Source organism: Chengkuizengella axinellae (genome assembly GCF_030730905.1).
GTDB lineage: Bacteria > Bacillota > Bacilli > Paenibacillales > KCTC-33759 > Chengkuizengella > Chengkuizengella axinellae.
In genome coordinates, this window is sequence record NZ_JAVAMP010000001.1 from 916,434 (window position 1) to 930,160 (window position 13,727).

Consider the following 13,727-nt stretch of genomic DNA (forward strand, 5'->3'; position numbering starts at 1 on the left):
ATGAAATCAACCAATAAAACAGATGTTGGACGTACTAGAGCAGTGAATGAAGATCGAGCTGTAGTACAAACAGAGTTAAATGGGTATACACTTGCTATTGTGGCGGATGGAATGGGTGGACATCAGGCAGGGGACATAGCCAGTCAAATAACGATAGAAACGATTCAAGAAAGTCTGCACACCTTAGAGGCTGGAATGTCTGTAGAAGAATGTGAGATGACCATCCGAGAAGCCATATATTTAGCAAATGCAAAAATATTTCAACTTGCTTCGGAAAATGACAAATACGCTGGAATGGGAACTACTGTTGTAGTTGCACTTGCAACAGATGAACTTATATTAATTGCTCATATTGGTGATAGCCGAGCTTATAAATTTTCAGGGGAATCTATGATGCAACTAACAGAAGATCATTCCTTAGTGAATGAATTAGTAAAAAGTGGACAAATCTCTCCTGAAGAAGCTGAACAGCATCCAAGGCGTAACTTATTAACTCGCGCTTTAGGAACTGAAGAATATGTGACGATTGAGATTCATCATCACGAATGGGATCAACATGATGTACTGATGTTGTGCAGTGATGGGTTGAGCAGTCTGGTCAAGCAAGAGAATATGATTCAGATATTAAAAAAGGATCAGGATTTGGATTTGACAGCAAGTGAATTAATCGAACATGCACTTGAAGCAGGTGGCGATGATAATATCACCGTTGTATTGTTAATGAATGAGTAAAGACAACGAAAATATAGAGCTTAAATTTTCTAAAACGTAAAGAGGTGAAAAAATGATAGGACAGCAATTAAGCGGTCGATATGAAATTTTAAATCGCGTTGGTGGCGGCGGAATGGCATTGGTCTTTAAAGCACATGATAAATTGTTGAATCGCATGGTTGCCATTAAAGTGCTTCGTCAGCAATTTGTTTATGATGAGGATTTCATTCGTCGCTTTCGTCGAGAGGCTCAATCTGCTGCGTCACTTTCTCATCCGAATGTTGTAAATATTTATGATGTAGGACAGGAAGAGGATATTCATTACATTGTAATGGAATACATAGAGGGTAGCAATTTAAATGAAGAAATTAAAAGAAGAGCTCCATTTCAAGTAGATGAAGCTATACATATTGCGTGTCAAATTTGTGATGCATTAGAGCATGCACATCAAAACCAAATTATTCATAGAGACATTAAACCGCACAACATATTAATTGGTAAAAATGGACGTGTTAAGGTAACAGACTTCGGAATTGCACGTGCAGCTACATCTTCTGAAATTACCCAGACAGGTTCTGTATTAGGATCGGTTCATTATTTTTCACCTGAACATGCTAAAGGTGTTACACAAGGTGCAAAATCTGATTTGTATTCACTAGGTATTGTTTTGTACCAAATGTTAACGAACAAACTTCCTTTTTCAGGGGAAAGTCCAATTAGCATTGCTTTAAAGCATATACAAGAAGATGTTGAGGAACCAAGAAAACTGAACTCATTAATACCGCAAAGTGTAGAAAATGTGGTTCTTAAATCCATGCAAAAAAATCCTGAGCAAAGATACCAGTCTGCAAAAGAAATGCTTCTAGATTTAGAAACTAGTTTATCACCTGAGAAAATGAATGAACAAAAATTCAGCTTTGATGATAATTTGGATGATGATGAACAAACAAAAGTTATGCCTGTGATTGGTTTAAATCGAAAAGTAGGACAGATGGACATAGACAATACGATAATGCCTGAACTGAAGGAAAACAATGATAAAAAAAATCGATTTATTTGGGTGAAACCTGTTGTTTGGACTTTTAGTACGATTATAATTTTATTTTCAGCTTGGTTTGGTGTGAAGGCAGTGTTGGGCATGCTAGATGTGCCTGATGTTGAAGTTCCTGATGTTATTGGATTAACCTTAGAGGATGCGACGATTGAATTGGAGGAAAACCAGTTAATTGTAAAAGAACCAGTTCAATATAAGTATGATAATGAAATAGAGGCAGGTATTGTCATTGAACAATCTGATATTAGTAAAAAAGTAAAAGCCAATTATCCAATAACATTAACTGTCAGTAATGGGCAGGAAGAAGTTATCATGGAGAACTATGTTGGAATGCAGTGGGTAGATGTTGAAAATGATTTGAGGAAAAAAGGTTTTGCAGATGGTAAAATTGAAATGGAAATGGTTCTATATGATGCTCCAGTTGGAGAAGTTATAGAACAGACTCCATCTCCTGATGAAAAATATAGCCCAAATGATCAGGATGTAATTTTTTCCTTTAAGGTAAGTGAAGGGTTAGGCAGTATTGAAATGCCTGATTTAATTGGAGTTAGTAAAGATGCAGCAATTTCAATGCTTCAACAAAGGGGACTTAATTATATAATAGAATATGATTTTTATATAAATGTACCTAAAGGGTTTGTATTCAGACAGCGTCCTATTGATGCCGGCTCCCCTGTTAACATAGGACAAGAAATTACGATTTCTGTAAGTGAAGGTGATCCTGATAATGTTAGAAAGCCAAAACAAGCAATTATTGTAGCTCCTGAAACTGAAGGAGAAGAGTCTACAATTGAAATTAAAATTACAGATGCTATAGGTACAGATCGAGTCTGGAAAGTTGAAAAGATAGTTGAAGAAGAAACCTATTATGTTCCAGTAGTGTTAATGCCTGATTTAGAAGGTGGTAAGGCAACGATTAGTGTTACAGTTGATTATAAACATGTAGGGACTTATGATGTAAAATATGAGGATTATGAATAAATAAAACAGGAGGGTTTTGATTTTTTTATGGTAGAAGGAAGAATTATAAAAGCACTAAGTGGATACTATTATGTGAAACCTCATCAGAAAGGACAACCAACAATTCAATGCAGAGCGCGGGGGATTTTCAGAAAAAGGGAAACCTCACCTTTGGTTGGAGACTTTGTGATGGTTGAGCTGTCAGAAAATGGTGAGGGTACAGTTCATGAAATTCTTCCTAGAACAAGTGAATTAATTAGGCCCCCTATTGCAAATGTAAATTTGGCTGTGCTTGTTTTTTCATTAGTAGAACCTGATTTGAACTTACAACTTTTAGATAAGTTTTTAGTTCATGTTGAAAAAGCCGGGCTTGATGCGATGATTTGCTTTTCCAAATATGATTTGTTTAAAAACTCAAAGGATGCTTCCAAGCAGGCTGAGGCAATAAATGAGCTGGTGCAATATTATGAAAGTATAGATTATCCGGTATTGTTGACAAGTAAGAGGACTAATGAAGGTCATGATGAGCTTCTTGCACATATGGCCAACAAAACGAGTGTTTTTTCTGGACAATCAGGGGTTGGAAAATCTTCTCTTTTAAACGCCATCATACCTGGTCTAACCTTAGAAACAAATCAGATTAGCTCAAAGTTAGGAAGAGGAAAGCATACTACGCGTCATGTTGAATTGCTTGAATTAAGCAACGGAGGCATCGTAGCTGATACACCAGGTTTTAGCCAATTGGATTTTACTAATATTGAACAAGAGGATTTAGGTTACTATTTTTCTGAATTTAGAGCGTATATTCCGGACTGTAAATTTAGAGGATGTTTACATCGAAAAGAACCTAAATGTAAAGTGATCGAAGCAAAAAACCAAGGGAATATATTAGAAAGTCGGTATGAACATTATCTTTTTTTTCTAGATGAAATTAGCCAGATGAAACGGAGGTATTAGTATGTTGCGCATCGCACCATCCATATTATCAGCAGATTTTTCAAAGATAGGTCAAGAAGTTCAAGAGTTGGAATCCGCAGGAGCAGATTGGATTCATGTGGATGTGATGGATGGACATTTTGTACCTAATATTACGATAGGTCCTTTAGTCGTTGAAAGTATTCGTCCATACACTTCGCTTCCTCTTGACGTACATTTGATGATAGAAAATCCTGAAGCCTATATATCTAATTTTGTGGATGCTGGAGCAGATTTGATTACAGTTCATGCTGAGGCATGCACTCACTTGCACCGCGCGATTCATCTTATTAAAGGACTTGGCAAAAAAGCTGGCGTAGTGCTTAATCCAGCAACACCTTTGTCAGCGATTGAACATGTAGTGCATGAGCTTGATTTGGTACTGCTTATGACAATCAACCCTGGATTTGGAGGTCAGAAATTTATTGAATCCATGCTTCCTAAAATTAAACAGCTTAGAGAGATTAGCAATCATCAAGGGCTGAACTTGGATATTGAAGTTGATGGCGGAATTAATAAAAAGACAGCTCCATTGGTTGTAGAAGCTGGTGCTAATGTACTTGTAGCGGGAAGTGCTATATTTAATCATGAGAATAAAAAAGAAGCTATTGCGCAATTAAGAGTTTAAAAATCATCCCAATTAATAGGTATGTTGGATATTGAACGGACATATATAATGAGTAGGGCAAGTATTTGGATTTGTTTTAGGTTTTTTTGGAACCATAGGCAATTTTCCTTGTGTTCATGAATATACTATATTTAAAGTCCACATACTTATGGTCAGTTCACTATGTATCCTGGGAGGGGTAGGGATGAGATTTTATACCTTTAAACTACCAAAATTTTTAGGCGGGTTTGTGAGGGTTATATTGAATACGTTTAATAAAAAATGATGAATTTTGACATTGAGGAAAAATCACTTTTTAAAAGAGTGGTTTTTCTGAGATATCAAACATGAAAAAAAGCACCTACAGAGGGTGCTTTTTGTCCTTCATTTCTTACGCACGTTCAACTAATCCAGATTTTAATGCTCTAGTACTAACGTAAACGCGTTTTGGTTTACCATCTACTAGGATGCGTACCTTTTGAACATTAACTCCCCAAGAACGTTTTGTTTTATTGTTAGCGTGAGATCTGTTGTTTCCCACACCTCTCTTTTTTCCAGTAACGTAACATTTGCGTGACATTCTTACACCCCCTTTAAAAAATACCTACAAAAGTAAAAACAACATCTAAGTCAAAACATAACATATCCTTTTGCAGGGTCTTAAACAATTATAACGATGGAAAGTTACAATTTTCCGAATCGTTAATCATAAATCATGAAAGCATATACGTATACGTATTCATAAACACTTTTACTATGATATCACAATAAAAAAGGGATAGTCAATGAGCTTTATGGAAAAATGGATTCGACTACATCTTCGAAAAAGTCAGCGATAGGGGATTTTCTTATATTGATGAATATAGTACAATGATAAAGTCCATATTTCTGTGAAAAAAAGGAGTGGATTGATGTGACAATTCAACTTGTAAATGAGTATGGAAAGGTTATGATGAATAGTGAGGTCATATCAACGTTAGCTGGTGCAGCTGCGTTGGATTGTTATGGGCTCGTAGGAATGGCTTCCCGCAGTCAACTAAAAGATGGAATAACAGAGCTCTTAGGCAGAGACAATCTATCTAAAGGTGTAGAGATTAGGCAAGAGGATAGTCAAGAAAATGGTCAAGAAAATGAAGTACATATCGATTTATATATCATTGTAAGTTACGGTACAAAAATTTCTGAAGTAGCACATAACATACAAAATAAAGTGAAATATGTCTTAAATGATCTAATTGGATTAGAAGTACATACTGTAAATATATATGTGCAAGGGGTTCGAGTATCCCAATAGAAAGGGAGAGAAACATTGAGTAAACTTTTCATTAATGGTGCAGATTTTATGAATATGGTTTTGTCTGGGGCAAGTATTTTGAAAGCAAATGTGGAACAGATCAACAGCTTGAACGTATTTCCAGTCCCAGACGGAGATACAGGTACGAACATGAATATGACTTTAACATCAGGTATTGAGTATATTCAATCTAAATCTTCGGACCACATTGGGGAGATGTCAGCGGCTTTTTCTAAAGGTTTATTAATGGGAGCTCGAGGCAATTCTGGCGTTATCCTGTCACAACTGTTTCGAGGATTCACTAAAGCAGTACATGACTTGGAAAAAATCGATACAGTTCAGTTTGCAAAAGCGCTTCAACAAGGTGTGGATACGGCTTATCAAGCAGTTGTAAAACCGATCGAAGGAACAATTCTTACCGTCGCTAAAGAATCAGCTAAACATGCTATATATATTTCTCATCAAACTGATCATATCATTCCATTACTTGAGGAACTGATTGGAGAAGCTAAAAACTCTTTGGCTAGGACACCAGATTTGCTTCCTGTACTAAAACAAGCTGGGGTTGTGGATTCCGGCGGGCAGGGCTTAGTTTATGTCTATGAAGGTTTTCTTGCGACTTTGAAAGGTGAATTTGATCATAACTCAGAAATGATTTCATCTTCAAGCAGCAAGGTCGTCATTAGCAAACCAAAACCAGCTCAATCCAGTATAGAAACTGAAGATATAACTCATTTTTATGATATGGAATTTTTTATTCATTTATCCAAGGAGATTCAATTTGATGAGTCTCTAGTTAGAGAAGAGTTAGCTAAAATCGGTGATTCCATCGTTTTAATTCCTGATGATGAATTTGTAAAAGTTCATGTGCATTCTAATTCGCCGGGGGATGTTTTAAATTTAACGATTCGATATGGTGAGTTAACTCGTCTCCACATTCAAAATATGCGTGATCAACATCGCGAAATAGTGGAAGAGGAGCCAGGAAAAATTCAAATTCCTGCACATGATGAAACAACATCAATAATCAATGAGGATGAAACTCTATTTACAAAAAATACTGAAGCTAAAGCTTTTGGCATGGTTACTGTGTCTTCAGGTGGTGGGATTTCGGACGTTTTTGCAAGTATAGGTGTTGATCATGTTCTATATGGTGGACAAACGATGAATCCCAGCACAGAAGATTTAATTAATGCTGTCCGTAGTATTCATGCTGAACATGTATTTATATTACCTAATAATTCAAATATTATTTTAGCTGCTCAGCAGGCGAAGGAATTAATTGAAGATAAAGAGGTTATCGTTATTCCTTCAAAAACAATTCCTCAAGGAATGGTGGCAGCATTAGCTTTACAAAGTACAAATAGCTCGGATGAGAATGAAAAGTTAATGAATCAAGCGATAAAAGAGGTTCAATCTGGTTCCATAACTATCGCTGTACGAGATTCACAAATGAATCAGCTATCCATTAAAGAAGGCGAATACTTGGGTATACATGAGAATCAGATCGTTACTGCTTCTAGAGATATTGTAGACACTGCAAAGCATCTGCTGCAAGAGATGATCGACTCTGACAGTGAAATGCTAACGATTTTTTCTGGAGAAAGTGCAAATACAAGTCAAACGAATTCATTTATTCAATATATAGAAGAAGAATACCCTGATGTTGAAATCGAAGTCATTGATGGTGGTCAACCCATTTATGATTATATTTTTTCAGTAGAATAATTATTTTATAATGAGGTGATTGTATGTCTAATATCCGGTTTGTTACAGACAGTACTTCGGATATTCCATTAGAGATTAGGGAAAAGTACAACATTGAGATGGTTCCGTTAAAAGTCCATTTTGGTGAAGAAGTTTTTTTGGACGCGATTACAATTCAGTCTAAAGAGTTTTATGAGAAATTAGCTGTTAGTGATGTACTGCCAACAACGTCTCAGCCGTCACCTGTAGATTTTTTAAATGTATATAAAAAAATTTATAAAGAAGATCCAGATTGTACAATTATATCTATACACTTGTCCTCTGCTATGAGTGGTACTTATCAATCAGCAGTTTTAGCTAAATCATTGCTTGATGAGGAAGCTGATCTTCATATTATCGATTCAAAATCAGCTTCTTTTGGAAACGGAATCCTAATGGTTGAAGCCATAAAAGCATATGAGAATGGAAAAAATGTAGAGGAAATCTTAGAAGTTGTTGCTAAATTGAGACAGGATATGAGGGTTTATTTTTTAGTGGATACTTTAGAGTATTTACAAAAAGGTGGGCGAATTGGCAAAGCAGCTTCACTAATAGGCTCATTGTTAAACATAAAACCTATACTTTCGATTGATGATGAAGGAGAAATTACTTCGGTTGATAAGGTAAGAGGGAAGAAGAAAGCCATCCACCGGATTGTCGATTTGCTTAAGGAAGATTTTGAGAAAAGAGATGTGGATATCGTAGTTGTCCATTCTAATGATTTATCTAGTGCAGAGAGCTTTGCTGATTTTTTGAAAGAACAGTTTCAAGTACATAACGTAAAATTCACTTCACTAAGTCCAGTAGTAGGTACCCACGTTGGTCCTGGGACACTTGCTGTTATAATGCGACCTATATAAAATGAATAAATTAAATCAAACCCCTCTCCAAGAAGTTCATGGTTTGGGTGCTGCAAGAAGCAAGGATTTAAATGCACTAGGTATTCATTCTGTTTCAGATTTAATTGAATATTTTCCTTTTCGATATGAAGATTATCGATTGCGTGATCTTTCTTTAGTAGAGGATGGGGAAAAGATTACGGTCCAAGCAAAGGTGTATAGCTTGCCACAAGTTCAGCGATATGGGCGAAATAAGTCACGAATGACATGTAAAATGCTTGTGGACGAGCAGCATATGATTACAACAGTATGGTTTAACAGGCATTTTCTTAAAGACCGCCTTATTGCTGGGAAAGAAATAATATTGTCAGGGAAATGGGATCGAAAAAGACAAACACTTACGGTTTCAGAATCAGAATTTCCTGGTTCTAATGCACCACAAACAGGTGCTTTGCAACCTGTATACTCAGTTGGAGGATCCATTACTCAAAGATGGATTCGAAAGATAATTCAACAGGCATTGCAGCAGTATAGTGAACTGATTACGGATCCAATCCCTGCGACTTATTCTCAAAAACATAATTTGATTCCTCGCAAACAAGCCATTCTTTTTATTCACCGTCCCCAAGATGCATCAGATGGTACAGAAGCAAGACGGCGATTAGTTTATGAGGAACTTTTTTTATTTCAACTTAAGCTGATGATTTTCCGTTCTATGTCAAGGACAAAAGCAGATGGTATTCAACATGAATTTGAATCTGAAGATGTTCGCAAGTTTGTGCGAGCACTTCCATTTCAACTCACAGACTCTCAAAAAAAAGTCACTGCAGAACTTCTATCCGATTTACGCAAGTCATATAGCATGAACCGTTTACTGCAGGGAGACGTGGGTTCTGGGAAAACAGTTGTCGCTGCTACAGCCCTTTATGCAAATTTTAAATCAGGGTATCAGGGGGCAATGATGGTGCCGACCGAAATACTGGCAGAGCAGCACTACCAATCGCTTCAAGAGCTTTTTGAACCTTATGGTTTAGAAATCGGATTGTTAGTAGGTAGTTTAACAAATAAACAGCGGAGAGATGTGCTTGCATCCTTGCAATCAGGTCTAATCGATATTGTAATAGGAACTCATGCATTGATTCAGGAAAAAGTACATTTTAGAAACTTGGGTTTGGTAGTCACAGATGAGCAGCATCGTTTCGGTGTAAATCAACGAAGTATATTCAGACATAAAGGGTTTAATCCCGATGTACTTACGATGACAGCAACTCCGATTCCAAGAACCCTTGCTATTACAGCCTTTGGAGATATGGATGTATCTACATTAAAGGAGCTGCCAAAAGGCAGGAAGGAAATAAAAACGTACTGGGTGAAACATAATTTGATGGAAAGAGTGTTAGGTTTTATTCAAAAGGAATTGCAGGCACATCGTCAGGCTTATGTTATATGCCCTTTAATTGAAGAATCAGATAAGATAGATGTTCAAAATGCGATCGATTTACATGCCCAAATACAAGAGGTTTTAAGTGGTTATAAGGTTGGTCTGCTGCATGGTAGACAACCCGCAGATGAAAAAGAAGAAGTGATGTCTCAGTTTAGTGAAAATGAGGTGCACGTTTTAGTTTCTACGACTGTAGTTGAGGTCGGAGTAAACGTACCCAATGCGACGATAATGGTGATTTATGATGCCGATCGTTTTGGATTGTCACAGCTTCATCAATTACGTGGTAGAGTTGGTAGAGGGCAGGATCAGTCATATTGTATTCTTATTGCTGATCCTAAGTCAGAGATCGGTAAAGAAAGAATGCGCTCCATGACAATAACAAATGATGGATTTGAAATCGCACGAATGGATCTGGAATTAAGAGGTCCTGGAGATTTTTTTGGAACAAAACAAAGCGGTATGCCAGAATTTCGTCTTGCAGATTTGGCTCATGATTTTGAGATGTTGGAAATGGCTAGAGAAGATGCAGCTGAATTAGTACGTTCAGATGAATTCTGGACTGCTGCAAAGTATTTGCCTCTACGTGAACTTTTGGACAAGGCTCAGCTGATGGAGAAAGAATTGGATTAAACATACAACTGAACAGTAGGTTGAAATACCTTTAAAACGACGCATGATTCCTTAGCAAAAATCAAGCAATAACGTGGTGGGTAGCAATTTTGTAACATTTAAGGAATTCACTGAGAGGTTCCATCGAATAGAAGAAATTGAGGGACTTATCCTCTAAAATTTTGTTGAAATAGGGGAATTTATTTCCCTTATTTTTTTCTTCCAAAGGTCAAAAGAAGGACTCAATGACATCTTCGAGAGACTATGTTAAGATTGTTTGTTCCAATGTTAATGGGTACAACTGAAGTCGCTTTCGTCATTTTGAGATGGGTTCTATATACGTTACAGCAAAATAATTTTGTTTATCGGTCCAGAATTTGCGCAAGCAAAGCCCTGATTTGAGCAGCGATTGTTCAAATTGTTTGAGGTCAAATTTATAAGAATTCTCGGTGTGAATCGTTTCTTCAGGAAGAAAAGAAAAAGTTTCATCTCCAATGGATACTGCTTGCTTCACCTTGCTAATTAGGTGCATTTCAATCCTATTATGAACCTTGTTGAAATAAGCATGATGTTCAAAATGATTAACTTGAAAATTGGAGCTAAGTTCTTTGTTTATTCGGTGCAATAGGTTTTTATTGAATGCAGCAGTAATGCCTTTTGAATCGTTATAAGCGGCTTCTAATAAAGCAGTTGATTTATTTAAATCAATACCTATTATCAAACCATCCTGCTGGTTTAAATTTATAGCGATTTCACATAAAAAGTTCTCCCTCTCTTTTTCATTTAAGTTTCCAATTGTTGATCCAAGGAATAAAATGATTTTTTGTTCTTTATCATTCTGACGTAGAAATGACAAGGCTTGTGTATAGTCGGCACGAATGGCTTTCACATCCAATAGAGGAAAGGAAAGAAGTAATTTTTCAACGGTGTTGTTTAGAGCTTTCCCAGAAATATCGATGGGTATATATCGATTTCCCCTCTTTAATGAGTTTAATATGAGTTGAATTTTTTCTTCACTGCCGCACCCTAATTCAAATAATGGAGCATTATGACCAATCAAATCACAAATATCTGAGTGAAAGGTTGTCAATATTTCTTTTTCAGCACGAGTTAAGTAATATTCTGGTAACATGGTGATCTGATTAAAGAGTTTGGTGCCTTTTTCATCGTAAAACCATTTTGGGTGCAGTTGTTTTTGGTTTAGTTTTAATCCTTTTAAGACTTCTTCTTTTAAAGAGGAGACAGGAGGGTTCAAATCAAGGATCATATGGTTTGATTGCATCATTTTATCGCTCCTCCTTTGCTAAACGAAGACCGCTGAACTGCCATCTTTTATCAGGCTGGAAGAAATTGCGGTAGGTTGCTCGAATATGATTGCGGGGAGTAGCACTAGATCCACCACGTAAAACCATCTGATTACTCATGAATTTCGCATTGTATTCTCCTAATGCACCTTCTGATCGTGCACTTTGCGGATAACGTGTATAAGGACTGGACGTCCACTCCCACACTGTACCAAAAGTGGTTTTGTCTGATTCATATTTTTCATTAAAAAGAAGATTTTCTAATAATTTTCCTTCAACGGGTATGTCTTGAAAAGCATGTTCCCATTCTTGTTCGGTTGGCAGGCGATAACCCGACCATCTTGCGAAAGCATCAGCTTCATAAAAGCTGATATGTGAAACAGGTTGGTTTTTTTCTAAAGGTTTTAGTCCAGAAAGTGTAAATTCATACCAAATTCCATCTATGTTTTCCCAATAAAGGGGTGTGCTCCATTTTTCCCTTAAGACAGTTTCCCATCCATCAGAAAGCCAATTAACGGCGTTGGTATAACCATTGTCTTCGATAAATTCAAGATATTCGCCATTTGTTGCGGGTCTGTTTGCAATGGCAAAAGGGTATAAAAAATGTTTGTGAGCGGGCTGTTCATTATCGAATGAAAAATCTTGATTATTTGTTCCGATCGAGGTAATTCCTCCATTGAAATGGTCCCACTTTAACGTTGATACAGTTGAATTGCGTGATGCATCGTGAAGACTCTCTTTGTATGAAGGTCTTAGGGGGTTTATTGAGAAATTATATTTAATATCAGTCATTAACAGCTCCTGATGTTGTTGTTCATGGTGAATTCCTAATAAAATCAAAGAATAGAGTTTTTCGTCTAGCTCATCGCCTTTATTAAACAACCCAATGATTTCTTCATCAACTGCACTTCTGTAATCTAGTACTTCTCTTACTGTTGGGCGAGAAATTAAACCTCTTTTTGATCTTGGGAACGGTTTATTCAATGTTTCATAGTAAGAATTAAACAACTTCCTTGCCCCTTCTAAGTTATAGCTGTACCCAGGTTTATGATCCATTAAAACAAATTCTTCAAAAAACCAGGTTGTATGGGCTAAGTGCCATTTTGGAGGACTAACATCTACCATCGTCTGTATACCAAAATCCTCAATTTCCAAGGGTTCAACGATTTGTAGTGTTAGGTTTCTCGTATACTGGTACTTTTCTATCAATAGATCATTTTTATTTGTTTGATTATGAATAACGATAACGATCCCTCCTTGTTGTGAATTGAAATCTAAACAAATAATAACTAAAAGAATATATGATTTCTGTTCATATTTTATGATGGATTATGTAAGTTACATCATATCAAGTATTCTCACCATACCTTGATAACTTAAATGAAGACCAAATCCTAATATAATCAGACTTGCAACAGTTGAGATTCGTTTAAGTGTACTTGGATTAAGCGATTTTCTTCCAAAGTGAACGATGAGAGCTAAGTTTAAGTTCCATAATCCGATTCCTATAAAAACAGCGCTGCTGATAATAAATGCTTTAATTTTGTTGTCTTCATTAAAAGTGTCACTTAATACTGATCCATAGATACCTAACCAGAAAAGAACGTTAAGGGGGTTAAAAGCAGCAATAAAGGCTCCTGTTAAAAATGAATTCATCAAGCTCCTATTATTAGAGTGGACTGATTCATTTACCACTAACGATTGTTTATGTTTTAATAAACTTTGTAAACCTGTATGTATTAACACCACCGCTCCAAAAATAATCAATGTAAGTTGAACTCCCTGGATGGTTAACAGTCTAGCAAATCCCTGGTACATGAGGAACATTAATATACAATCTGCAGTCATTCCACCTGCCCCTACAAATAGAGACGACCAGAATCCTTGAGATAAACCTCTCCTAAGAATTTCAATGTTAATTGGTCCAATGGGTGCTGCGATGGATAACCCTAAAATAATATGTTTAAATAAAAGTAAAGACATCTCTTTAACGCTCCTTTATAGCCTGTCTATATAGCTAGGTATATTAACAGTTTTTAATTTTATGTCATGAACAATCATGATTCCAAATAGCATCATTTTTCATTACTCATATTTTAAATATGGAAAATGAGTTTTTTGTTTCTTTTCAAATTTTTGAGGTACATATTCAGCCTCTTCATCATAAACATTGCAGTATGGAGG

At 36.3% G+C, this 13,727-nt stretch carries 13 protein-coding genes; 9 read left to right on the plus strand and 4 right to left on the minus strand.

Going from position 1 to position 13,727, the window contains the following annotated elements; genetic code table 11:
* The 5 genes from Q5Y73_RS04575 (at nt 1) to spoVM (ending at nt 4,593) form a co-directional block, all read left to right on the plus strand.
* Entirely contained in the window at nt 1–732 is a 732-nt protein-coding gene (locus Q5Y73_RS04575; RefSeq protein WP_305990646.1) for a Stp1/IreP family PP2C-type Ser/Thr phosphatase, read from the plus strand.
* Nucleotides 733–784: 52 nt separating this feature from the next.
* The gene (gene pknB / locus Q5Y73_RS04580; RefSeq protein WP_305990647.1) at nt 785–2,746 is read left to right on the plus strand and encodes a Stk1 family PASTA domain-containing Ser/Thr kinase; all 1,962 of its coding nucleotides are present in this window, start codon (nt 785–787) and stop codon (nt 2,744–2,746) included.
* 27 nt (nt 2,747–2,773) lie between these two features.
* On the plus strand, nt 2,774–3,682 hold the full coding sequence (rsgA, locus tag Q5Y73_RS04585) for a ribosome small subunit-dependent GTPase A (RefSeq protein ID WP_305990648.1): 909 nt from the start codon (nt 2,774–2,776) through the stop codon (nt 3,680–3,682).
* A gap of 1 nt (nt 3,683) precedes the next feature.
* Nucleotides 3,684–4,328, plus strand: a complete 645-nt coding sequence (rpe, locus tag Q5Y73_RS04590; protein ID WP_305990649.1) for a ribulose-phosphate 3-epimerase — start codon at nt 3,684–3,686, stop codon at nt 4,326–4,328.
* Between the two features lie 184 nt (nt 4,329–4,512).
* Nucleotides 4,513–4,593 carry a stage V sporulation protein SpoVM gene (gene spoVM / locus Q5Y73_RS04595; protein WP_305990868.1) on the plus strand — a complete coding sequence of 27 codons (81 nt, stop codon included), beginning with the start codon at nt 4,513–4,515 and terminating at the stop codon, nt 4,591–4,593.
* 105 nt (nt 4,594–4,698) lie between these two features.
* Here the strand turns inward: spoVM and rpmB are convergent, their stop codons facing one another.
* Complete coding sequence (gene rpmB, locus Q5Y73_RS04600) at nt 4,699–4,887, minus strand: 50S ribosomal protein L28 (RefSeq protein WP_305990650.1); 189 nt, start codon at nt 4,885–4,887, stop codon at nt 4,699–4,701.
* Between the two features lie 333 nt (nt 4,888–5,220).
* On the opposite strand from rpmB, the gene Q5Y73_RS04605 reads away from it, so the two are divergent.
* The 4 genes from Q5Y73_RS04605 to recG are packed head-to-tail and all read left to right on the plus strand — an operon-like array spanning nt 5,221 to nt 10,260.
* Nucleotides 5,221–5,601: an Asp23/Gls24 family envelope stress response protein gene (locus Q5Y73_RS04605; protein WP_305990651.1), complete on the plus strand. Its 381-nt coding sequence runs from the start codon at nt 5,221–5,223 to the stop codon at nt 5,599–5,601.
* Nucleotides 5,602–5,616: 15 nt separating this feature from the next.
* Nucleotides 5,617–7,329, plus strand: coding sequence for a DAK2 domain-containing protein (locus tag Q5Y73_RS04610; RefSeq protein WP_305990652.1), 1,713 nt, complete (start codon nt 5,617–5,619; stop codon nt 7,327–7,329).
* A gap of 23 nt (nt 7,330–7,352) precedes the next feature.
* Nucleotides 7,353–8,207, plus strand: coding sequence for a DegV family protein (locus tag Q5Y73_RS04615; protein WP_305990653.1), 855 nt, complete (start codon nt 7,353–7,355; stop codon nt 8,205–8,207).
* A 1-nt stretch (nt 8,208) separates the two neighbouring features.
* Nucleotides 8,209–10,260, plus strand: coding sequence for an ATP-dependent DNA helicase RecG (gene recG / locus Q5Y73_RS04620; protein WP_305990654.1), 2,052 nt, complete (start codon nt 8,209–8,211; stop codon nt 10,258–10,260).
* A gap of 295 nt (nt 10,261–10,555) precedes the next feature.
* Here recG and egtD read toward each other — a convergent pair whose 3' ends face one another.
* The 3 genes from egtD to Q5Y73_RS04635 all read right to left on the minus strand — a co-directional run bounded on the left by egtD (nt 10,556) and on the right by Q5Y73_RS04635 (nt 13,526).
* Nucleotides 10,556–11,524, minus strand: a complete 969-nt coding sequence (egtD, locus tag Q5Y73_RS04625; protein ID WP_305990655.1) for an L-histidine N(alpha)-methyltransferase — start codon at nt 11,522–11,524, stop codon at nt 10,556–10,558.
* 1 nt (nt 11,525) lies between these two features.
* Nucleotides 11,526–12,752, minus strand: a complete 1,227-nt coding sequence (egtB, locus tag Q5Y73_RS04630; RefSeq protein WP_371320141.1) for an ergothioneine biosynthesis protein EgtB — start codon at nt 12,750–12,752, stop codon at nt 11,526–11,528.
* Between the two features lie 129 nt (nt 12,753–12,881).
* Nucleotides 12,882–13,526 carry a LysE family transporter gene (locus tag Q5Y73_RS04635; protein ID WP_305990656.1) on the minus strand — a complete coding sequence of 215 codons (645 nt, stop codon included), beginning with the start codon at nt 13,524–13,526 and terminating at the stop codon, nt 12,882–12,884.
* Nucleotides 13,527–13,727 lie beyond the last annotated feature (201 nt).